This is a genomic window from Acinetobacter sp. UBA5984, assembly GCF_002429925.1.
GTDB lineage: Bacteria > Pseudomonadota > Gammaproteobacteria > Pseudomonadales > Moraxellaceae > Acinetobacter > Acinetobacter variabilis.
In genome coordinates, this window is sequence record NZ_DJBE01000028.1 from 1 (window position 1) to 21,873 (window position 21,873).

Consider the following 21,873-nt stretch of genomic DNA (forward strand, 5'->3'; position numbering starts at 1 on the left):
CTTATTTCAGGACGGGACATAATCACTGCATAAAAAAGCGGGCATTTTTGCCCGCTTTTTTTATTGTCAGCTTATATAAAACTAGCCTTCCAGAATTCCACTGACACCTGTCACAATCATATCGATGGCAATCGTACCAATCAGAAGCGCAGCAACACGACCTACAATATCGACATATAAATCAATGTAGTTGGAGTATTTATGCTGCAAATGATCATGCAGATATTTCATCAGGATCAGCAAGCTACAGGTTAGAAACAGGGTAAAGAAAATCACCAGAATGGTTTGCATTAAACTGAGCTGTATACCTGTGATCACAGAAGCCGAAATGGTGCCCGGACCGATCATAAACGGCATGGCAATCGTGCCCGCCAGATGACTGGGCGCTCCACGCATCACGCCAATCGTATCAGCACCTTCAAAGACATAACGATAGCCAATTACTAGAAAAATAATACCGCCAAAAATCTGGAAGGACTCAAACCGCACATGCAAGACTTCATTAAAGAAGGCTTCACCAGTTTTCGCAAAAATGATGAAAACAATAAAGCTGATCAGGCTGCCCTGAATCAATGCCATATTGAAGACCTTTGCTTCGGAATTACGAATAATTCCGAGCATATAGATACTCATCAAAAATGGATTGAGTAACGAAAAAAACAGGGCAAAGGCATTCAAACTTTCTGACATCATTGCGTCCTTCCGTAGTTGAGAGATCCTAGATTTCACGATCCGGGAAAAGTGGACGTTTACCTGGGCTGATCCGGTTAATGTGCAAATACATCATATGGCGTTCATATTTATCCAGGATGTCATTGATCACCTGTTCCTTACTGTAACCGACCAGATCGTTACCCTGAGAGCCTTCAAACAGATAACTTTCCAGACGATAGTAATAGCGTTTGGTTCGTTTACCACGTGAACTGAAATTTGGCGTGTCATAGCGTACCGGCCATATTTCATAAACAAAGTTTTCTTCTTCATCGAGTTGAATAGTCAGATCCAGATGATACAGTTCAGGTTCTTCCTCAAGTGATTTTTCCTGAATATTGACTTGAATACCTTTATCAATTAACTCGGTTGCAACGGCCTCGATGGCCGGCTTGCAGACATTGTCCAGCATGGTCCGGGTCTGGGACAGGCTTGGATGCAGCATGACCCGGCTCAGACGCTTCTTCCAGTTCAAGATATCCACATTACCGACCACAGGTGCCGCATTCAGGCTGGTACTGGCCTGACGAAAATCCTCCAGACGCAAGGATTTATACAAACCGGCCATCACAAAGAAGATCACGAAACTAAAAGGCAGTCCCATAATAATGGTAGTGTTTTGCAATGCAGTAACACCGTTAGCCATTAGCATAGCTAGCGTCAAAAGACCGATCGCAATCGCCCAGAACACACTGAGCCAGCGCGGTGAATCATGCTCAATATTAGTGAATTTAGTGGTGAAGTTCCCCAATACTAATGCCCCTGAATCCGCTGAAGTCACATAGAACAGCAACCCTGTAATGGTGGCTACACCTGCGATAAATGTGAAACCTGGATACTGTGCCAGCAGGTCATAAAAACCATGTGCCGGATTTTCTAAAACAGTTGTCGCAAGCTGAGTATTACCATCAAAAATCACGCTGTATAAAGCACTGTTACCGAAAATAGACAACCAGGTCAGGGTAAATAACAGAGGAATAACCAAAGTCCCGGTGACAAATTCACGAATGGTACGACCACGAGAAATACGGGCCAAGAACAGACCTACAAATGGCGACCAGGCAATCCACCATGCCCAGAAGAACAGGGTCCAGCTATTCATCCATTCTTTAGGCTGCTCAAAAGGAAAACTGCTTAAAGAGAGTTTCGGGAACTGGCTGAGATAATCACCAAAATTCTGAATTAGAGCTGCTAATAAAAACTCGGTATTTCCCATAAAGAGAATAAAGAGCAGCAATCCGATTGATACATAGATATTAATTTCGGACAGGACCCGGATACCTTTATTGACCCCCGCAGTGACGGAAATAATGGTAATAATGACGGCAACACCGATTAATGCAGTTTGAATCCAGATATTTTCTGGCAAGCCGAACAGGACATGCAAACCATAATTTAATTGAACGACACCAATACCGCAGGTGGTGGCAATACCAAAAATCGTACCGAGTACTGCAGCGGTATCTACCGTATGGCCAATCGGGCCATTAATTCTTTTTCCAAAAATAGGATAAAGCGCAGATCGAATTGTCAGTGGTAAATTATAGCGATAACTGAAATATCCCAACGCAACCCCAATCAGCGCGTACATGCTCCAGCCGGTCAGACCATAGTGAAACAGGGTCCAGACCATAGACTGACGCGCGGCTTCAAAGGTTTCAGCTTCACCGACTGGAGGACTCATATAATGAGACAAGGGTTCAGCGACCGAGAAGAACATCAAGTCAATCCCGATCCCGGCTGAGAACAACATGGCCGACCAGCTCAGCAGGCTGAATTCGGGTTTAGAATGTTTGGGACCAAGCTTGATTTCGCCATAACGTGAGCAGGCGATAAAGACAATAAAAACCAGATACAGCGTTGCCGCCAGCAGGTAATACCAGCTAAAGGTACTACTGACCCAGTTTAAAATATTAATAATGACTAGATTGGCTTGTTCATTAAATAAAATCGTGATGATAGAAAACAGCAGAATAAGCGTCGCCGAACAATAAAAGACTACCTTATTCAGACTATCTTGCACCTCTTCGTTTTTCTTTTGCATAAATCTCTGACCATCGTTTTGTTGCCGAATGATCTACAGTGCAGTGTGATTTAAAAGCAAAAGCTGGCCCTAAAGCTTCCTTGTTTTCGTGAATTACAAACTTTTGCAAATCCAAAACAAACTGCGCTGTACATCAAGGGTGAGCTGGCACTATAATTTTTATTAATTGAACGTTCAATTAAAAAAGCGTTTAGGAATTGTTACATCATTCCGCTATTTGCTTTAGCAGAGTGATTTTGTATTGCTACATCCGTTATTCAGGTTAGTCCTATGCCAAAAGTTGGTATGCAACCGATCCGTCGTCAGCAACTGATCGATGCCACCTTAGCTGCAGTGAATGAGCTAGGTTTTGCAGAAGCTTCAATTAGTCAGATTGCTCAGAGGGCAGGTGTCTCAACAGGCATCATAAGTCATTATTTTCAAGGTAAAAATGGGTTAATTGAAGCCACAATGCGTTACTTATTGCAGCAATTAGGTAAATCTGTTGCTGAAATCAAGTCACAGGTGAATGACGCCCCTGAACAACGCTTACTGGCAATTGTGCGTGGCAATTTTACTGCTCCACAAACGGATAAAGCGGTCATGAAGGTGTGGTTGGCTTTTTGGGCCAGCAGTCTGCATCAGCCCGATTTACATCGTTTACAGCAAATAAACCATTACCGCTTACATTCCAATCTTAAATATGAATTCATGAAAAAGCTGAGTAAGGATCAAGCTGAGAAGGCAGCACAAGGTCTGGCTGCACTCATTGATGGATTCTGGCTAAGAGGTGCTTTAGTAAGTGGCGAAATTGATCCAGAACTGCCGATTGAACTGTGTAGTGAATATATCCGGCAACAACTCAAATAACCAATTTGCGAGGGAATTCCATTGACAACATTCAAACTGCAACGTCCTTATATTCATGGACAATATGTCGATGCAACGTCCAATAGCACGTTTCAAACTATTAATCCTGCCACCGGTGAAGTCCTGGCTGAAGTGCAGGTCTGTTCAAAAAATGATATCGATCGTGCGGTTGAATCTGCACAACAAGGGCAAAAAGTCTGGGCAGAAATGACCGCGATTCAACGCTCGCGCATCTTGAACAAGGCAGTCGCCATTTTACGCGAGCGTAACGATGAACTGGCAAAATTAGAAAGCTTGGACAGCGGTAAAGCCTTTAGTGAAACATCGACTGTTGATATTACGACAGGTGCAGATGTACTCGAATATTATGCGGGAATTCTACCGGTTCTTGAAGGCCAGCAAATCCCGCTGAGAAGCAGTTCCTTTGTCTATACTCGCCGTGAACCTTTGGGTGTTGTCGCTGGAATTGGCGCATGGAATTATCCGATTCAGATCGCATTGTGGAAATCTGCACCGGCACTCGCTGCAGGCAATGCCATGATTTTCAAAGCCAGTGAAGTTACACCTTTAACTGCGCTGAAACTGGCAGAAATTTATACCGAAGCCGGTGTGCCGCATGGTGTCTTTAATGTGGTTACCGGTAGTGGTGAAATTGGTGGTTATCTAACTTCGCATCCCGATATTGCCAAAGTGTCTTTTACCGGTGGCGTTTCTACCGGTAAAAAAGTCATGGCGCAAGCTGCAAATTCTAGCCTGAAAGAAGTTACCATGGAGCTGGGCGGTAAGTCTCCGCTGATTATCTGTGAAGATGCCGATCTGGATCTGGCGGCTGATATTGCCATGATGGCCAACTTCTATAGCTCCGGTCAGGTGTGTACCAACGGTACTCGTGTATTTGTGCCTTTGGCATTGAAAGCAGCATTTGAAGAAAAGATTTTACAGCGTGTTGAACATATTCGTATGGGTGACCCTCTCGATCCTGAAACCAATTTCGGTCCGGTGTCCAGCTTTGAGCATATGGAAAAAGTGCTGGGCTATATTGAAAAAGGCAAGATAGAAGGGGCACGCCTATTATGTGGTGGCGGTCGTGCTGAGGATGAACAGTTTGTCCAAGGGGCTTATGTCCTGCCAACCGTATTTACCGACTGTCGTGATGACATGACCATTGTACGTGAAGAAATCTTCGGTCCAGTCATGAGTATTCTTAGTTATGACACTGAGCAAGAAGCGATTCGTCGTGCCAATGATACCGATTATGGTCTGGCTGCAGGTGTCGTCACACCAGACTTAGCCCGTGCACACCGAATTATTCATCAGGTAGAAGCGGGTATCTGCTGGATCAATACCTGGGGGGAATCGCCTGCAGAAATGCCAGTCGGTGGTTATAAACATTCCGGTGTTGGACGTGAAAATGGGCTTGTGACCTTGCAGCATTACACCCAGACCAAATCGGTTCAGGTCGAACTCAGTCCTTTCCAATCTGTATTTAGCGCATAAGGGGGATTTGATGAATTACGACTATATTATTATCGGTGCGGGCTCTGCGGGTAATGTTCTGGCAGCGCGTTTAACTGAAGATCCAGATACTAAGGTGCTATTACTTGAGGCAGGTGGCCCGGACTATCGTTTGGATTTTAGAACCCAGATGCCGGCTGCTTTAGCTTATCCTTTACAAGGACGCCGTTATAACTGGGCCTATCTGACCGATCCAGAACCCCACATGAACAATCGCCGTATGGAATGCGGCCGTGGTAAAGGTCTGGGCGGATCTTCACTGATTAATGGCATGTGCTATATCCGTGGTAATGCTATGGATCTGGAACAGTGGGCCAGCCTTAAAGGTCTGGAACACTGGAACTATGCGCAGTGTCTACCCTATTACAAAAAAGCTGAAACCCGCGATATTGGCGGCAATGACTATCATGGCGATTCAGGCCCGGTTTCAGTCGCAACGCCTAAAAATGATAATAATGAGCTGTTTCATGCTATGGTCGAAGCTGGGGTTCAAGCCGGTTATCCACGTACCGATGACTTGAATGGCTACCAACAGGAAGGCTTCGGGCCAATGGATCGTACTGTGACACCCCAAGGTCGTCGCTCCAGTACGGCACGTGGTTATCTGGATATGGCCAAAGGCCGGGATAATCTCACCATTATTACCCATGCCATGACCAACCGAATTCTGTTTAATCGCAATAAGGCGATTGGCGTAGAATATTTTGAAGGTCAAAATACCTTACAGCCGATTCAGGTCTTTGCGGATCGTGAAGTTCTACTATGTGCAGGTGCAATTGCATCTCCACAAATCCTGCAACGCTCTGGTGTAGGTCCGGCTGAATTGTTAAAAAGTCTGGATATTCCGGTGGTTCAGGACCTGCCGGGTGTGGGTGAAAACCTGCAAGACCATCTGGAAATGTACTTACAATATAAGTGCAAAAAACCGGTCAGCTTATACCCAGCATTAAAATGGTATAACCAGCCCATGATTGGCGCAGAATGGCTATTCTTAGGTAAAGGAATTGGTGCCAGCAACCAGTTTGAAGCCGGTGGCTTTATTCGTTCTTCGGATGAGTTCGAATGGCCAAACATCCAGTATCACTTCCTGCCAGTGGCGATCAATTACAATGGAACTAATGCTATCCATGAGCACGGCTTCCAGGCCCATGTCGGTTCTATGCGTTCACCATCTCGTGGTCGAGTCCGTCTGAAATCCAAAGATCCGTTCGAGCATCCAAGTATTCTGTTCAACTATATGAGTACCGAACAGGACTGGCGTGAATTCCGGGATGCCATCCGCATTACCCGTGAAATTATGCATCAGCCCGCCCTGGATCCATATCGTGGTGAAGAAATCAGTCCGGGCAAAAATCTGCAAACTGATGCAGAAATTGATGAATTTGTTCGTAATCATGCAGAAACAGCGTATCATCCGTCCTGTAGCTGTAAAATGGGTGAGGATGATATGGCCGTTGTCGATGGTTATGGGCGTGTGCATGAGATGCAAGGCCTGCGTGTCATCGATGCTTCAATTATGCCGCTCATTATTACAGGCAACCTCAATGCAACCACGATCATGATGGCTGAAAAGCTTGCAGATCATATCCGTGGCAAGCAGGCATTACCTGCTTCTACAGCGCCTTTCTACCGGGCCCCACGCGCTTAAGTCATGGCTATATTCCTGTTGCTTGCTGCAAAGAGGAATATAGCGGAATTTATTTTTACCCAAAGCTGGATAAGGCTGTAATCGGTTTCAGTGTTATCCATTCTTTGCTTAATATAATTTATATTTTATGAGAATGTTCAAACAAACAGTCCTTTTCGGCTGTGCTGCTGTTTCTAGTGTTTATTGTTTTGCAGACGATGCAGAAGCAAAAAAAATTGAAACCAGTGGAAACATCAGTGTAGTTTCTAAATACATCTCCCGTGGTCTGACCAATGCACCAGAAAATGATGACGTTGCCTTACAGGCAGCACTGAATCTGGCTTATGGTAATTTTTATGTCGGTTACTGGGGCTCAACCTTAGGGTATTCCTATCCGGAACTGGAAGGCAAGAAATCACATCGTCGTGATAAATTCGAACATGATTTTATCGTGGGATATACCTATAGCAGTGAAAACTACGACTGGAATTTTTGGGATGCGACCTATTATTATCCGGGTGGCAGCCATACCACTTCAAATGAATTAGGTTTGAATGTAAGTCGTGCACTAAACGACAAGACCAGCGTTACAGCGGGTGTATCGACCTATTTATATGATGTGGCCTATGCCAATCAGGGCGATACTTTTTATACCCTGGATTTAACCCATCAGCTTAATGATAAGCTGGGTGCGCATGTCGGTGCAGCGGGTGGTTATTTTAATGATGAAGGCAAATATGAAGGTAATGAGCTAGGCAACACTACCAAACAGCATGCTTTCCGTTATGCAACTGCCGGATTGAGTTATGAAGTTGCGCCGAAGTTGACCTTATCTGGTGATTATATCTTTGGTGGTTATGACCGTTTTGGTGATAAGCAGCGCGATCTCGCTGTGTTTGGTATTGGTTATGATTTTTAATTTGGATCTTGATCTGATTTAAAAAACGCATTTCCCAGTCCATAAAATCCGGCCGGGAACAGCAAGTATTAATAAAAACAGTCTGTTCTCGGCTTAAAGCCAGATTTTCTGAATATTTAATTAACACATATTTTGATAAATCCACAGGAAATTCGAGCAAACATTATCAATTTCATAAAATGATTCTATAATAGCACCCATTCTTACTCGAGCTTATCCTGAAACTAACTGGTTGAAGGTTTAACCCGGGTTATTATTATTTTTGAGTCAAATTCTCCTCCGTGATTCGGCTTGTATATTCAGATTTAGCATCTTATCTGTCCGTGGTGGCACATAAGAATATTTAGGTATCCACATGGAAATTAAGGTCAATTATCTCGATAATCTTCGTCAGGAAGCCAAGTTCGATGACTTCACGGTAATCGCCGATCAGCCGATCCGCTATAAAGGTGATGGTTCTGCGCCAGGTCCATTTGATTATTTTCTGGCATCTTCTGCGTTGTGTGCAGCTTATTTTGTTAAAGTTTATTGTGCAGCGCGTGACATTCCAACCGACAATATCCGTCTGTCTCAAAACAATATCGTCGATCCTGAAAACCGCTACAAACAGATTTTTAAAATTCAGGTCGAGCTACCGGCTGATATCTCTGAAAAAGACCGTCAGGGGATTTTGCGTTCGATCGACCGTTGTACCGTCAAAAAAGTGATTCAGACTGGTCCTGAATTTGTTATTGAAGAAGTTGAGAGCATTGATGCCGATGCGCAGGCTTTGTTGATGCCAAATCTGGCTTCAGACAGCCTAACCTGTATTCCGGGTAAAGACTTACCACTTGAAGAAACTATTGCCAATATGTCTGCGATTCTGGCAGGCCTCGGCATGAAAATTGAAATTGCGTCTTGGCGTAACATTGTACCGAATGTCTGGTCATTGCATATTCGTGATGCCCAGTCACCGATGTGCTTTACCAATGGTAAAGGTTCAACCAAGGAAAGTGCGCTGGCATCTGCACTGGGTGAATTTATCGAGCGTCTGAACTGTAATTTCTTCTATAATGACCAGTTTTGGGGTGAAGATATTGCCAATGCAGAATTTGTGCATTATCCGGATGAAAAATGGTTCCAGCCGGGTCCAAATGGTGAGTTGCCAGCAGAAGTTTTAGATGAACATACCCGTGAAATTTATGATCCTGAAGATGAGTTACTAGGTACTCATCTTTATGATACTAACTCGGGCAATAAAGCACGTGGTATCTGTTCATTGCCATTTGTACGTCAGTCTGATAGTGAAACTGTATATTTCCCATCGAATCTGATTGAAAACCTGTATCTCAGTAATGGTATGAGCGCGGGCAATACCTTAGCTGAAGCTCAAGTACAATGTCTGTCTGAGATTTTCGAACGTGCGGTTAAACGTGAAATTCTGGAAGGTGAGCTGGCACTGCCGGATGTACCTGAACACGTACTGGCAAAATATCCGAAAATTATTGAAGGTATTAAAGGCTTAGAAGAGCAAGGCTTCCCAGTACTGGTCAAAGATGCTTCTTTGGGCGGTCAGTTCCCGGTGATGTGCGTGACCTTGATGAACCCGCGTACGGGTGGTGTCTTTGCCTCATTCGGTGCACATCCAAACTTTGAAGTGGCTTTAGAGCGCAGTCTGACTGAACTGTTACAAGGTCGTAGTTTTGAAGGCCTGAATGATCTGCCAAAACCAACCTTCAGTTCAAATGCAGTCACTGAACCGAATAACTTTGTTGAGCACTTTATTGATTCAAGTGGTGTCGTATCTTGGCGTTTCTTCAGCGCAAAATCTGACTATGATTTTGTTGAGTGGGATTTCACCAATAATGGCCAAAACTCAAATGCCGATGAGGCACAAGAATTGTTTACCATTCTGGAAGAGATGGGCCATGAAGTTTATATGGCGGTCTATCAGCATTTAGGTGCAACCGCTTGTCGTATTCTGGTGCCGGGTTATTCTGAAATTTATCTGATGGAAGATTTGGTTTGGGACAATACCAACAAGGCGCTGTTATATCGTGAAGATATTCTGAACCTGCATCGTTTGGATGATGAACAGCTAGAAGCTCTGGTTGAACGTCTGGAAGAAGCAGATGAAGATGATTACACCGAGATCCGTACCTTGATCGGCATTGAATTTGACGAAAATACCGAATGGGGTCAGCTGACCATTCTGGAACTAAAACTCCTGATCTATCTGGCTCTACAACAATTTGAAGAAGCTAAAGATCTGGTCGAACAGTTCTTGCAATACAATACCAATACCGTTGAACGTGGCCTGTTCTATCAATGCATGAATGTAGTGCTTGAAGTCATTCTGGATGATGAAATGGAACTGGAAGACTATGAACACAACTTCCGCCGTATGTTTGGCGATGCCCGTATGGATGCAGTCCTCGGTTCAGTAGAAGGTACAGTACGTTTCTACGGTTTAGCTGAAACCAATATGCAGCTTGAAGGTCTGGATCGTCATCTGCGTTTAATTGATAGCTACAAGAAACTCCATGCAGCGCGCGCCAAGTTTGTAGCAGCGTAATAAGTGAAGATGATTAGCTGACTTTACTGGTCTTTAAATCTTTAAAAAATAGCCCATCTTAGAATGGGCTATTTTTTTATATTGCTCTAACATTTTGCGAGTGTTTTAAAAAAGAAAAATAAAGGGCGATCATTGCCGCCCATTTAAATCTTAAATAACAGCTTAGATATTATTTAAAGTCAGAGAAATGTTATTGACCATATGAATCAGACGAGGACCGATTTCATTTTCCAGTTTTTCCTGATTGAGCAGATAGGTTGGTGCGCCGCAGTTAAAAGTCAAAATACCATGTTTAGGATGAATCAATGGCACTGCAACAGAGTTCACATCTTTGGCCCAATCACCGAGAGATAAGCAATAGCCATAATCCTGATAATCACGAATAGCACGTTCTAAATTACGCTTAATGGTTGGCCACTGATCTTCATTTCTTTTCTTGATGGCATCAAATAGATACTCACGTTCTTTAACTTCCATCGCAGCTAGGCAGGCACGGCCCATCGCACTACTATGAATAGGCAGGGTAGAGCCAACTGGACGACGCATGGTCAAAGTAGACTCTGTGTGAACGACTTCCAAATAAATCATGCTCAGACGATCACGGGTTGCCATGGCGACAGGCGCTTGCGCATAACGTGACATTTCTTCCATAAATGGATATGCCTGTGTACGTGCCGAAATATTGCTTAGCGCTGCATAACCCAGAGCCAATACACCAACGTCCAACAGGTATTTGGTCGTATTCGGTAACTGTTTTAGATAACCTAAAGAAACCAACGTGCTGGTGATCCGGGCAACAGTCGGTTTTGGCAGATTAGTTAGCTGTGCAATTTCCTGGTTGCCCAGTAATTGATTCGTTGCGGAAAAACATCTGAGAATTTCTAAACCACGTGCAATAGACGCGATAAATTGTGGGTTATTTTCTCTATGAATATGTGAAATCGGATCTAAACGGATCTCATCAAAATTAGGTATTTCGCCAGTTTTATTTTTTGTCATGGTCAGAGCAATTAAAGGTAAATTAATAAATATGATAGCAATTAAATTTCACGATACAAAATAAAACACTTCTATTAGTGATAAAAATAAATAAAAAAGTGCTCACTTTATCTGTATTTAAGTTAATTAGCGCTATTCAGCTAAAAACCATGCAGAATCTATAGGTTTTTGAGACCTGTAATGATTTTTAAGTATCTTTAGAAATTTAAAGTTCACCAGATAAAATTTCAGGAAAATGGAGCCAATCAAAACGAGAATCATCAGCACGATTTAATTGAAACATTCTTATCTCGCTGCACTTTTATAGAATCAATTATGACCTGATTCAAATCATCTAACTCTTTTCTAAATCTACCAACAATCTAAAAATTTCGCATTGCGAAATAAAATTCTAACTAAAATTTTTAATTAAAGCTAGAAAAATTTGCTTTTTTGCTTAAAAAATAAAATTTTTAATAATTTTTCTTGCTCAAAATGAATTTTTATGATTATTTATTTCGTATTACGAAACTAAAATTAAAGGGTAAAGGAATTTACCCAGATGAACTAAATAACATGGAGATCCCTATGATTCGCGATCCGGAAATGCTTGAGCAACTTCTTTCGACTATTCGTAACTTTGTCAAAAATGAACTAGTTCCTTTAGAACATGAAGTTGAAGAAAGCAACGCGATTCCTGAGCGTATTGTCGAGCAGATGAAAGAATTAGGTCTGTTTGGCCTAACCATTCCAGAGGAATACGGCGGTTTAGGTATCACCATGGAAGAGGAAATTCTGGTCGCAATGGAATTAGGCCGTACATCAGCTGCATTCCGTTCTTTGATTGGAACCAATAACGGGATCGGTTCAAGCGGGATCGTGATTGACGGTACTGAAGAGCAAAAACAGAAATACCTGCCACGTTATGCGACTGGTGAAATCATTGGTTCATTCTGTTTAACTGAGCCGGATTCAGGTTCAGATGCAGCATCTTTAAAAACCAGCGCGGTTAAAGATGGCGATTACTATATTTTAAACGGTACCAAACGTTTTATTACCAATGCGCCGCGTGCAACGACATTTACGGTGATGGCGCGTACCAATCCTGATATCAAAGGTGCAAGCGGCATTTCTGCATTCCTGGTAGAAGCGAATACACCGGGCCTAAGTCTGGGCAAAATTGATAAAAAAATGGGCCAACATGGTTCATACACTTGTGACGTGATTTTTGACAACTGTAAAGTTCATAAAGATCAGTTGATCGGTGGTGTTGAAGGCATTGGCTTTAAAACTGCAATGCGTGTTCTGGATAAAGGCCGTCTGCATATTGCTGGCTATAGCGTAGGTATGGCAGAGCGTATGCTGGAAGATGCTTTAAATTATGCAGTGGAACGTAAGCAGTTCGGTCAACCGATTGCGAATTTCCAGCTCATCCAAGGCATGCTGGCAGACTCTAAAGCTGAAATTTATGCAGCGAAATGTATGGTTCTAGATGCTGCCCGCCTGCGTGACGAAGGCAAGAATGTGACTACTGAATCTTCATGCGCGAAAATGTTTGCGACTGAAATGTGTGGCCGTGTAGCGGATCGCTGTCTGCAAATTCATGGTGGCGCGGGCTATATCAGTGAATATTCAATTGAACGTTTCTACCGTGATGTGCGTTTGTTCCGTCTGTATGAAGGTACAACTCAAATCCAGCAAATCATCATCGCACGTGAAATGATTAAACAAGCGACCGCGTAAGCAGCAGATTTTAGAATATTGGAAATATTAAAATGAGCACAAGAATTAGATTTGACTGGCAAGATCCATTTTTACTGGAACAGCAACTGACTGAAGAAGAACGTATGATCCGTGACAGCGCGCATGCGTACTGTCAGGACAAGCTGATGCCACGTGTACTAGAACAGTTCCGTCATGAAAAAACCGATCCAACGATTTTCCGTGAAATGGGTGAGCTGGGTCTGCTGGGCCCAACCATCCCAGAACAATACGGCGGTGCCGGCTTAAATTATGTCAGCTATGGTCTGATTGCCCGTGAAGTGGAACGTGTAGATTCAGGTTACCGTTCAATGGCCAGCGTACAAAGCTCGCTGGTGATGGTACCCATCAATGAATTTGGTTCTGAAGAACAGAAACAGAAATATTTGCCAAAACTGGCGACCGGTGAATATATCGGCTGTTTCGGTCTGACTGAGCCTGATCATGGTTCTGATCCGGGTAGCATGATTACTCGTGCCAAGAAAGTCGAAGGTGGTTACCGTCTGACGGGCGCCAAAATGTGGATTACCAACAGTCCGATTGCAGATGTTTTTGTAGTTTGGGCAAAAGAAGTATCTCCTGAAGGCAATGTCGGTGACATTCGTGGCTTTATTCTGGAAAAAGGCTGGGAAGGGCTTTCTGCACCAGCGATTCACGGTAAAGTTGGCCTGCGTGCATCGATTACTGGTGAAATCGTGATGGACAATGTTTTTGTTCCAGAAGAAAACGCATTTCCGGAAATTCGTGGTCTAAAAGGTCCGTTTACCTGTCTGAACAGTGCGCGTTATGGTATTGCCTGGGGTGCGATGGGTGCAGCTGAATTCTGTTGGCATACAGCGCATCAATACACCATGGACCGTAAACAGTTTGGCCGTCCATTGGCTGCGAATCAGCTGATCCAGAAAAAATTGGCAGACATGCAAACTGAAATTGCGCTGGGTCTACAAGTGGCATTACGTTTTGGCCGTATGAAAGATGAAGGTATCGCTTCCGTTGAAGGTACTTCACTGATCAAACGTAATAACTGTGGTAAAGCTTTAGACATTGCCCGCTTAGCGCGTGACATGATGGGCGGTAACGGGATCTCTGATGAATTCGGTGTAGCTCGTCATCTGGTAAACCTGGAAGTGGTCAATACTTATGAAGGTACCCATGATGTACATGCCCTAATTCTAGGTCGTGCGCAAACGGGTATTGCTGCATTCTCCAACTAAATGAAGATCAACTTCTAGCCAGCAATGCTGGCTAGTTTGTTTTGTCTGACTTCAATTGAAGTCAGACAATCCAGTTCTGGGATGGTTTTTTAAAATCTAGTCAGTTTCAGAATTAGAGATCAATCAAACATTCTATGTTTCATTTAATTAATTAGGTGAAACATAAACTGCTAAAAGGCACAGGAGTGCCAGCAAAGTGTAAAGGACATTATGAATACGCTTAATTCACAACAAAACCTTCTACCAGAAGAAAATATGCCTAAGAAAAAGGTCTGGATTCTGGCTTTTATCTTTTCATTTTTAGCGTTATTGGTAGATGGTGCAGATCTTGCACTATTAGCCTACAGTCTAACCAGCCTCAAACAAGAATTTTCTTTAAGTAGTATTCAGGCAGGTGCACTTGGTAGCTGGACACTTGCTGGTATGGCCATTGGTGGCTTTTTTGGTGGCTGGGCTTGTGACCGCTTCGGGCGAGTTCGGGTGATTGTTGTTGCGATCGCTTTATTCTCTTCATTAACCTTCTGGCTGGGCTTTACTCAAAGCTATGAAGAATTCAAATGGTTGCGATTCTTTTCAGCAATTGGCTTAGGAGCCCTCTATATTGCCTGTAATACTCTAATGGCAGAGTATGTGCCAACAAAATATCGTTCTACAGTACTTGCTGCTTTAATGACAGGTTGGACACTTGGTTCAGTCGTTGCCACTGTACTTGCAGGATGGTTACTTCCAGAATTAGGCTGGCGTTACCTTTACTATATCGCCATTGTTCCGATTGTTCTTGCCATTGGCATGTTCTTCCTGGTACCAGAGCCACAAGCCTGGTTAAAAGCCCGTCAAGAAAGATTGGCAGCCAAAGCCAGCGGCGTAGTTCAGGAAAAACCGAAGAATACGTTTAAAATGATCTTTGCCGATGCTTTAAGCCGTCGCATGTTCATCCTCTGGTCGTTCAGTACCGCATTTTTACAGTTTGGTTATTACGGTGTAAGTAACTGGTTACCGGCTTATCTGGAATCAGATCTCGGTATTAAATTTAAAGAAATGACCACCTATATGATTGGGACCTTCCTGATCATGATGTGTACCAAAGTGATCGCAGGCATTATTGCGGATAAAATTGGCCGTCGTGCAGTATTTGCTTTCGGTACCATGGGCACTGCAATCTTTATTCCAATTATTGTCTTTGGCAACACACCGGACAATATCTTATGGCTGATGCTGTTTTTCGGATTCCTTTACGGTATTCCATATGGCATTAACGCGACTTATATGACTGAAAGTTTCTCTACCAAAGTCCGTGGTACAGCTACAGGTGGCGCTTATAACATTGGCCGTCTAGGCGCAGTATTGGCACCCTTAACCATCGGTTATTTTGCACAAGGTGGCTCAATTGGTACAGGTCTACTTATCATGAGTGTGGCTTATTTTATTTGTGGTTTGATCCCAGCGATTTTCATTAAAAACCGTTTGTTTGACCCACAAAAAGCTGACTAATTGATTAATCAAATATTTATAAAGACAGGAAGATGCTAGGAAGCAATTAAATGAATAAAATCACACAGGATATCGAAACTATACTCAAGCAGATTCCAGATGGTGCGCATATTATGACTAGTGGCTTCGGTTTGGCAGGACAGCCAATCGAACTGATTGAAGCTTTGATTGATATTGGTCCTAAAGATTTGACCATCATCAACAATAATGCTGCTTCTGGTGACCGTGGCCTAACCAACCTGTTATTGTCAGGACTGGTGACAAAAATGATCTGTTCATTTCCTCGTGCCAATAACTCCAAGGTGTTTGAAGAGCTGTATAAAGCTGGAAAGGTTGAACTAGAGTTGGTACCACAAGGCAACTTGGCTTGCCGTATCCAGGCAGCGGGTGCAGGTCTGGGCGCTATTTTTACGCCTACAGGTTACGGTACCAAGATTGCTGAAGGCAAAGAAACCCGCCATATCAATGGCAAGGACTATGTGCTGGAATATCCAATTCATGCGGACTATGCCTTGGTTTATGGCAATCAGGCTGATCAATGGGGCAACTTGACCTACCGTAAAGCAGCGCGAAACTTTGGCCCGTTAATGGCAAAAGCGGCCAAAACCACGATTGCCCAAGTGCATGAAATTGTAGAGTTAGGCGAGCTTGATCCAGAGATTATCGTGACGCCGGGTATTTTCGTGCAGCATGTGGTGAAGGTAGGAGATATCAAATAATGACAATTCAAAAACGTACACGCGAACAGATTGTAGAAAAAGTTGCACAGGATATTCCGACCGGTTCTTATGTGAATTTAGGCATTGGCTTACCAACACGCGTTGCTGGTTATTTAAAACCTGAACAGGATATTGTCCTGCATTCTGAAAATGGTGTTCTGGGTTTTACCGCTTTAACTGATCCTGAACAGGCTGATGATGATCTGATTAATGCTGGTAAAGAACTGGTCAGCATGCTCGATGGCGGTAGTTTTATGAACTCTGCAGATTCCTTCGATATTATGCGTGGCGGCCATTTAGATTTCTGCATTATGGGCGCCTTTCAGGTCGCCGTGAATGGTGATCTCGCTAACTGGCATACCGGTGCACTGGATGCGGTTCCAGCAGTGGGTGGTGCCATGGATCTGGCGGTTGGTGCTCGCTGTGTCTATGTTTGCATGGAACATGTCACAAAAAATGGCGAACCACGAATTGTGGAAGAGCTGACTTATCCAATTACTGGTAAAAACTGCGTTGACCGCATTTATACCGATTTGTGCATTATTGAACTCAAAGATAATCAGGCTTGGGTGCTAGAAATGGTGGATGGCTTGAGTATCGAAGAACTTCAGCAACAGACAGGTTGCAAGTTATTTGATGGCCGTGCAGCTGCACAGTTAAAAGCATCCGTATAATAATTCTATCAATCATTTAAACATGATTAGAAATCGCAGCTTAGGCTGCGATTTTTATTAGATATTTTTTAAGCTAAAAGTGTCAACACACCCTAAATATTAAGATTTTAAATCAGGTTAAATTTTTAAATATCAAAAGATTAAATAAAATAATCGAAAAGGATTCTGGTAGAAGATAGTTCTTCTTATGCTGGATAATCCTGTCCTTTATTTTCCAGCATATAATTCTAAATAGAAACACAGGGCTAATATGTCAAATACTTTAAATATCTTTCATAAACCAAAAAATGATCGTAATCTTCATATTTAATGAATTTTGAAAGTTCCTTCTCCCTCTGGGAGAAGGTTAGGATGAGGGAATTTCTTTTTAATGATAAAAAAATGATTTATGAAAGCAGCCTTTGTAAACTCAAACTAATATTCTATGAGTTCACAGTATTAAATTTTAGATTATTTATGATTGGGAGTGGATATTGACCAGATTGCGTTTGCGGCTTAAGTCATAGCGGTTAATACTAAAGATGAGCAGGGCAAAGCCAAAGCCCAATGCAACACAGGCTGACCAACCATACATTTTCCATAGGTTTAGCGATAGAAATGCACCGATCCCGGCACCTGAAAAATAACAGGTCATATAGATTGCATTAATACGGGAACGGGCTTGTACCGAGATTCGATATACCAGATTCTGATTTAACACATGCAGTGAAGAAATCCCAAAATAAGCGGGAATTAATCCAATGATATACACCCATAAATAGCTTTGCGCAAAAAATAATGGAATCCAGGCCAGAATTAAACCCGTGGTAGCAAGTTGTGCAATCCATTTTTCCCGATGTCGACCAATCATTTTACCGGTCCATTGTGATGACCAGATGCCAACCACACCAACAATACCCATTAACCCAATCTGGAAATCATTAAAATGATAGGGTGCTTCCGCCAGTACAAAAGTCATGGTGGTAAAAATAATACTCAGCATACCAAAGCCCAAACCACCAATGATGCTACGTCGGATCAGCATGGGTTCGGTTTTGGCAAAGGTAAATAGTGAGCGATAAATCTGTAAGATACTCATTTGTAATTGGCTCTTCGCTTTAGGTAACTGATACCACATAGCGATACTGAGCAAGAGAATAGAACAGCCACTCAAAAGGTAGACTGCATGCCAGGACCATAGGGTAGAAATTAGTCCTGATACAGTCCGGGCAAACAGAATACCGACCAGTACGCCACTCATCAGCAGACCAACCACTTCAGCACTTTTTTCTCTTTGAGACAGGTTAGCCGCAAAAGGAATCAGAATCTGGGTGGTAATCGAACAAAAAGAAGCGAGCAGGGTAAAACCATACAGCATATGCAGGTTGGTACTGGCAGAAAGTCCGATTAGCGCCAGTCCGGTACATAGCATGAGGCTGCAAATATAGAGGCGTTTTTCAAACAAATCGCCTAAAGGCACAAACAAGAATAACCCAGTGGCATAACCAATCTGGGTTAAAACGACAGTCCAACCAGACTCAGCCACACTGATATGCAGATCTTCTGCGATAGAATAAATTAATGGCTGGTTAAAATAGTTACAACCCGCGCAGAGTGCGCAGGTCATGGCCATCATAAACATAAATTTTCGTGAAATTTGCCCTTGGGCTGACATCCTTGTCTCCTAAGGCTTTAGAAACTATAAGTCGCTGATAAATTCACACGAGAAACATCCGCTTCTCGATTATCAAAAGTTTCACGTTTGCCGTGGTGATATTCTGCGCCCAGATTAACCTTTGGAACTGGAGAATAAATCACGTTAGCCATATAGTCAGTTAAACGTTTATTGGTTTCAGGATTCGCGCGTGCATAGTCGCTGGAATCATCAAAATCTACCACACTGGCATTAATGCTACTACGTAGTTTTGGCGTAAATTTATGCGTAAAGCCGATATTTAAACTATTAAACTCATTGAGTAAAAGTTCGTTATTGATTGGATCGACTGAATAATCTCCACCCCAAGCAGCACCATCGGTTGTTGAACCTTGAGTCAAGAAAGCTGCAATACGCTGGTCACCGACCATATGGAAATAGTTACCCTGGATCGAGTTTTGATCATTGAGATGATAACGTCCACCAAGACCTACACCCCAACCAACTTTTTCAATATCACCTGTATCAGTTTGCGCCTGCTTTTGATTGACAAAGCCTTGAGCTAATAAATGCAGCGGACCTGATTGATGAATATATTTAGTGGTTAAAGCAGGCAAGGCAGAAGAGCGATCGCCACCAGCCATATACTCCAGACCAACATTCCAAGTATTTTCCGGATCAAGTTTGAAAGCATAGCTGACTTGAGGCGTACGTAGGACCGACCCACCCAGTAATAAGCTGTAATCGACAGCTTCAGTACTAATTTCTGGTGTCGACATTAATGACCAGGCCTGACCAAAAGTCCAGTTATAGTATTTTAAATGTGCATGACGGATACGTAGTCCACCATCGCCTTTACCATTATTGGTCCAGAAGTCAGCTTCTAAACGTGCAGAAACATTTGGATTTCCACCCAAGTCTTTAGCCAGGAAACCAATTCGGCTGGCAGCAGCAGTAAAATCTGAACGGGTAGAGTCAGGTTCAGTAAAAGGCACTTTATTAATCTGGTTAATAGTACGGCCACGAGCTTCAGGGGTACTTTTGAAATCAACTGCGCCATCAAAGCGAATCAATCCATAAACATCGACATTATCCACCATCGAACTCAGCGTTTTAGAGTCTTGTGCTTTGGCTTCTTCTTGCTGGTTCTTTAACGCAAGTTGCGCGGCTTTCTGCTGTTCCAGTTCGGCCTGGATTTGCTTTAACTGTGATTCTAAAAACTGCATCCGGTCTTCTGACGCTTCTGCTGAAAATGCCTGTGCTGAAGCAATACCACATAATGTTGCTAAAACTAATTTTTTCATTTCTTAATCCCTAAAGAAATTTTCTGATATCTAAGAAGGAAAATCTTTCCTTGTCGTTGCTCTCATTGCTAAATGCAGAGATGCTGACTTTTGAATAATGAATACGAATCTCGTTCAACCAAGAAACATCCTGTTCAGGTCAAAGGGTATGTATTCGATATTTAAAGTCATAAAAATATAGATGAAGGAGGGCAGTAAATTTACCGCCCTCTTGAGTTAAAAGTTATTCAGCTTTTTGTGGATCGTATAAACGGTCCTTAATAAACAGGGCAGGAATCAAACCGCATAGGAAGTAAGCTGCACCCATCACCAATAGACCCGTACCGATCGAACCATTCATCGCAAGATAACCAATCGTAATTGGAGCGAAGATTGCACCGATACGACCAATATTGAATGCACCGCCAACTGCTGTACCACGTACTCCAGTAGGGAAACTTTCGGTTAGATAGGTTGCATTAATGGCATATGGAATACCGTACAGGAATCCGAAGATCAGCATCAGTACACCAATATTATCGGCATTGTGCATATACACCACGACAGGAATAAACAGTGCTGTTCCCATGGTGCCGAAAGCAAATACGATACGACGACCAATTTTGTCAGCCACATAACCTGCAATGATTTTGGCGAACATCATGGTGATAAAAGTACCTACCATGTATAGCGCCATTTCCTTGAATTTAATGCCTAATTCAGCTTCAAGATAACTTGGTAACCAGTTGCTTACACCGAAATAACCGAATAGCAGGAAACCAGAGCTGAAAGACCAAAGGATGAACATCTTGCCATGGGTTTTATCTTTAAGAATGGTGATATATGGGTTGCCTTTTTTGGCATCATTATCCACGATCTGACCAGTTCTTTTCATTTCACGGACACGTTTCCATGATTCTGGCTCTGGCACCATAAAGTGCATTAGGATACCTAAAGCTAATGGAGCAATCGTGATCCAGTACAGCATACGCCAGCCGAATTCAGGAATGATCCAGCCTGAAATCATGGTAATCACCAATGAACCTAAAGTGAAACCGGTCATCAATGTTGCCAGTACCGTAGTACGGTATTTGGTTGGTACATACTCAGACATCAGAGTATTACAGGCAATATATAAACAGCCCAAACCTAAGCACGAAAGGGTACGTAAAATCGCAAACTCTTGATAAGACTGGGCAAAACCTGAATAGGCAGACAAGATTGAGAAGGAAATAGTGGCCAATACGATGACACGTACACGTCCAAACTTGTCACAGGCCCATCCGCCAATAAAGCCACCGATCCCCATACCCAAAAGAGAATAACTTCCCAAGGCACCGGCCTGTACAGAAGTCAGCCCCCATTCTGCTTTCAAACTGGTCAAGCTGAAAGCCAGAATACCAATGTCTGCACCGTCACATAGTAAAATCAAAAAAGCGAAGACAAAGGCCGTCATCCACAGGCGTTTAGGTGCCTGCTTAATGGTGCCGTCGGAGGAGACCCCCGTTTTAGTTTCCTCAGCTACGATGGTATCGCTTGTCATTCTTATATCCTCTATATATTAAAGTAGCATTCCTCTGCTACCGCTAAATCCATTTTCTTCCTCACGGAAAAGCATTTTCCTCATCTAAGGTCTAAGCGTCTGTGCGCATTCGCCCTGTTACGATCAGGCTGGATCTGATTTTTCCGTTTCACCTTGAGTGAAAAATCACTGAACAACGTAGTATCCTTATGACGGAAATTAATTTTTTTATTTTGTATTGTGGTTAATATTTACATAAATGAATAACCAAAATTCGAATTAAATAATTAATTCCGTATTGCGAAATTAATTAATCATAAAATAGCCAGCTGAACAAGAGTTTTTACTCTAATTTTTATTAAAAAATAACTTTTTTACG

The 21,873-nt window shown here is 42.8% G+C and carries 16 protein-coding genes; 10 read left to right on the top strand and 6 right to left on the bottom strand.

Going from position 1 to position 21,873, the window contains the following annotated elements; all coding sequences use genetic code 11:
- Positions 1-81: 81 nt before the first annotated feature.
- Both B3J29_RS04175 and B3J29_RS04180 read right to left on the bottom strand, forming a co-directional pair.
- On the bottom strand, positions 82-690 hold the full coding sequence (locus tag B3J29_RS04175) for a MarC family protein (RefSeq protein WP_004785673.1): 609 nt from the start codon (positions 688-690) through the stop codon (positions 82-84).
- Between the two features lie 28 nt (positions 691-718).
- Positions 719-2,755, bottom strand: coding sequence for a choline transporter (locus B3J29_RS04180; protein ID WP_004785675.1), 2,037 nt, complete (start codon positions 2,753-2,755; stop codon positions 719-721).
- 270 nt (positions 2,756-3,025) lie between these two features.
- Between B3J29_RS04180 and betI the strand changes: the two genes are divergently transcribed.
- The 5 genes from betI (at position 3,026) to B3J29_RS04205 (ending at position 10,219) form a co-directional block, all read left to right on the top strand.
- The gene (gene betI / locus B3J29_RS04185; RefSeq protein ID WP_004785677.1) at positions 3,026-3,604 is read left to right on the top strand and encodes a transcriptional regulator BetI; all 579 of its coding nucleotides are present in this window, start codon (positions 3,026-3,028) and stop codon (positions 3,602-3,604) included.
- Between the two features lie 21 nt (positions 3,605-3,625).
- Complete coding sequence (betB, locus tag B3J29_RS04190) at positions 3,626-5,101, top strand: betaine-aldehyde dehydrogenase (protein WP_004785680.1); 1,476 nt, start codon at positions 3,626-3,628, stop codon at positions 5,099-5,101.
- 10 nt (positions 5,102-5,111) lie between these two features.
- On the top strand, positions 5,112-6,767 hold the full coding sequence (gene betA, locus B3J29_RS04195) for a choline dehydrogenase (RefSeq protein ID WP_004785682.1): 1,656 nt from the start codon (positions 5,112-5,114) through the stop codon (positions 6,765-6,767).
- 127 nt (positions 6,768-6,894) lie between these two features.
- The gene (locus B3J29_RS04200) at positions 6,895-7,665 is read left to right on the top strand and encodes a hypothetical protein (protein WP_261634843.1); all 771 of its coding nucleotides are present in this window, start codon (positions 6,895-6,897) and stop codon (positions 7,663-7,665) included.
- Positions 7,666-8,020: 355 nt separating this feature from the next.
- Complete coding sequence (locus tag B3J29_RS04205) at positions 8,021-10,219, top strand: OsmC domain/YcaO domain-containing protein (RefSeq protein WP_004785685.1); 2,199 nt, start codon at positions 8,021-8,023, stop codon at positions 10,217-10,219.
- A 162-nt stretch (positions 10,220-10,381) separates the two neighbouring features.
- Here B3J29_RS04205 and B3J29_RS04210 read toward each other — a convergent pair whose 3' ends face one another.
- Entirely contained in the window at positions 10,382-11,218 is an 837-nt protein-coding gene (locus tag B3J29_RS04210; protein WP_004785687.1) for an IclR family transcriptional regulator, read from the bottom strand.
- Positions 11,219-11,785: 567 nt separating this feature from the next.
- Here B3J29_RS04210 and B3J29_RS04215 point away from each other — a divergent pair.
- The 5 genes from B3J29_RS04215 to B3J29_RS04235 all read left to right on the top strand — a co-directional run bounded on the left by B3J29_RS04215 (position 11,786) and on the right by B3J29_RS04235 (position 17,056).
- A complete protein-coding gene (locus tag B3J29_RS04215; protein WP_034171043.1) occupies positions 11,786-12,940 on the top strand; it encodes an acyl-CoA dehydrogenase family protein in 1,155 nt (384 codons plus the stop codon).
- A gap of 32 nt (positions 12,941-12,972) precedes the next feature.
- Positions 12,973-14,172: an acyl-CoA dehydrogenase gene (locus B3J29_RS04220; RefSeq protein WP_004785690.1), complete on the top strand. Its 1,200-nt coding sequence runs from the start codon at positions 12,973-12,975 to the stop codon at positions 14,170-14,172.
- A 210-nt stretch (positions 14,173-14,382) separates the two neighbouring features.
- Entirely contained in the window at positions 14,383-15,663 is a 1,281-nt protein-coding gene (locus tag B3J29_RS04225; RefSeq protein ID WP_004785691.1) for an MFS transporter, read from the top strand.
- Between the two features lie 50 nt (positions 15,664-15,713).
- Entirely contained in the window at positions 15,714-16,382 is a 669-nt protein-coding gene (locus tag B3J29_RS04230) for a 3-oxoacid CoA-transferase subunit A (RefSeq protein WP_004785693.1), read from the top strand.
- Positions 16,382-17,056 (top strand): 3-oxoacid CoA-transferase subunit B, encoded by a 675-nt coding sequence (locus B3J29_RS04235; RefSeq protein WP_004785695.1) that lies wholly within the window; start codon positions 16,382-16,384, stop codon positions 17,054-17,056. The genes B3J29_RS04230 and B3J29_RS04235 overlap by 1 nt, the downstream gene beginning before the upstream one ends.
- A gap of 454 nt (positions 17,057-17,510) precedes the next feature.
- On the opposite strand, the gene B3J29_RS04240 is transcribed toward B3J29_RS04235, so the two are convergent.
- The 3 genes from B3J29_RS04240 to B3J29_RS04250 form a co-directional block, all read right to left on the bottom strand.
- Positions 17,511-18,710 (bottom strand): MFS transporter, encoded by a 1,200-nt coding sequence (locus B3J29_RS04240; protein ID WP_004785696.1) that lies wholly within the window; start codon positions 18,708-18,710, stop codon positions 17,511-17,513.
- A 17-nt stretch (positions 18,711-18,727) separates the two neighbouring features.
- Positions 18,728-19,993 carry a DcaP family trimeric outer membrane transporter gene (locus B3J29_RS04245; RefSeq protein ID WP_004785698.1) on the bottom strand — a complete coding sequence of 422 codons (1,266 nt, stop codon included), beginning with the start codon at positions 19,991-19,993 and terminating at the stop codon, positions 18,728-18,730.
- 223 nt (positions 19,994-20,216) lie between these two features.
- A complete protein-coding gene (locus B3J29_RS04250) occupies positions 20,217-21,515 on the bottom strand; it encodes an MFS transporter (RefSeq protein WP_034170871.1) in 1,299 nt (432 codons plus the stop codon).
- Positions 21,516-21,873 lie beyond the last annotated feature (358 nt).

Bases quoted from the DNA above. Each gene is read 5' to 3' on its own strand.
- B3J29_RS04175 (WP_004785673.1), bottom strand. From the start codon at position 690: ATGTCAGAAAGTTTGAATGCCTTTGCCCTGTTTTTTTCGTTACTCAAT.
- B3J29_RS04180 (WP_004785675.1), bottom strand. From the start codon at position 2,755: ATGCAAAAGAAAAACGAAGAGGTGCAAGATAGTCTGAATAAGGTAGTC.
- betI (WP_004785677.1), top strand. From the start codon at position 3,026: ATGCCAAAAGTTGGTATGCAACCGATCCGTCGTCAGCAACTGATCGAT.
- betA (WP_004785682.1), top strand. From the start codon at position 5,112: ATGAATTACGACTATATTATTATCGGTGCGGGCTCTGCGGGTAATGTT.
- B3J29_RS04200 (WP_261634843.1), top strand. From the start codon at position 6,895: ATGAGAATGTTCAAACAAACAGTCCTTTTCGGCTGTGCTGCTGTTTCT.
- B3J29_RS04205 (WP_004785685.1), top strand. From the start codon at position 8,021: ATGGAAATTAAGGTCAATTATCTCGATAATCTTCGTCAGGAAGCCAAG.
- B3J29_RS04210 (WP_004785687.1), bottom strand. From the start codon at position 11,218: ATGACAAAAAATAAAACTGGCGAAATACCTAATTTTGATGAGATCCGT.
- B3J29_RS04215 (WP_034171043.1), top strand. From the start codon at position 11,786: ATGATTCGCGATCCGGAAATGCTTGAGCAACTTCTTTCGACTATTCGT.
- B3J29_RS04220 (WP_004785690.1), top strand. From the start codon at position 12,973: ATGAGCACAAGAATTAGATTTGACTGGCAAGATCCATTTTTACTGGAA.
- B3J29_RS04225 (WP_004785691.1), top strand. From the start codon at position 14,383: ATGAATACGCTTAATTCACAACAAAACCTTCTACCAGAAGAAAATATG.
- B3J29_RS04230 (WP_004785693.1), top strand. From the start codon at position 15,714: ATGAATAAAATCACACAGGATATCGAAACTATACTCAAGCAGATTCCA.
- B3J29_RS04235 (WP_004785695.1), top strand. From the start codon at position 16,382: ATGACAATTCAAAAACGTACACGCGAACAGATTGTAGAAAAAGTTGCA.
- B3J29_RS04240 (WP_004785696.1), bottom strand. From the start codon at position 18,710: ATGTCAGCCCAAGGGCAAATTTCACGAAAATTTATGTTTATGATGGCC.
- B3J29_RS04245 (WP_004785698.1), bottom strand. From the start codon at position 19,993: ATGAAAAAATTAGTTTTAGCAACATTATGTGGTATTGCTTCAGCACAG.
- B3J29_RS04250 (WP_034170871.1), bottom strand. From the start codon at position 21,515: ATGACAAGCGATACCATCGTAGCTGAGGAAACTAAAACGGGGGTCTCC.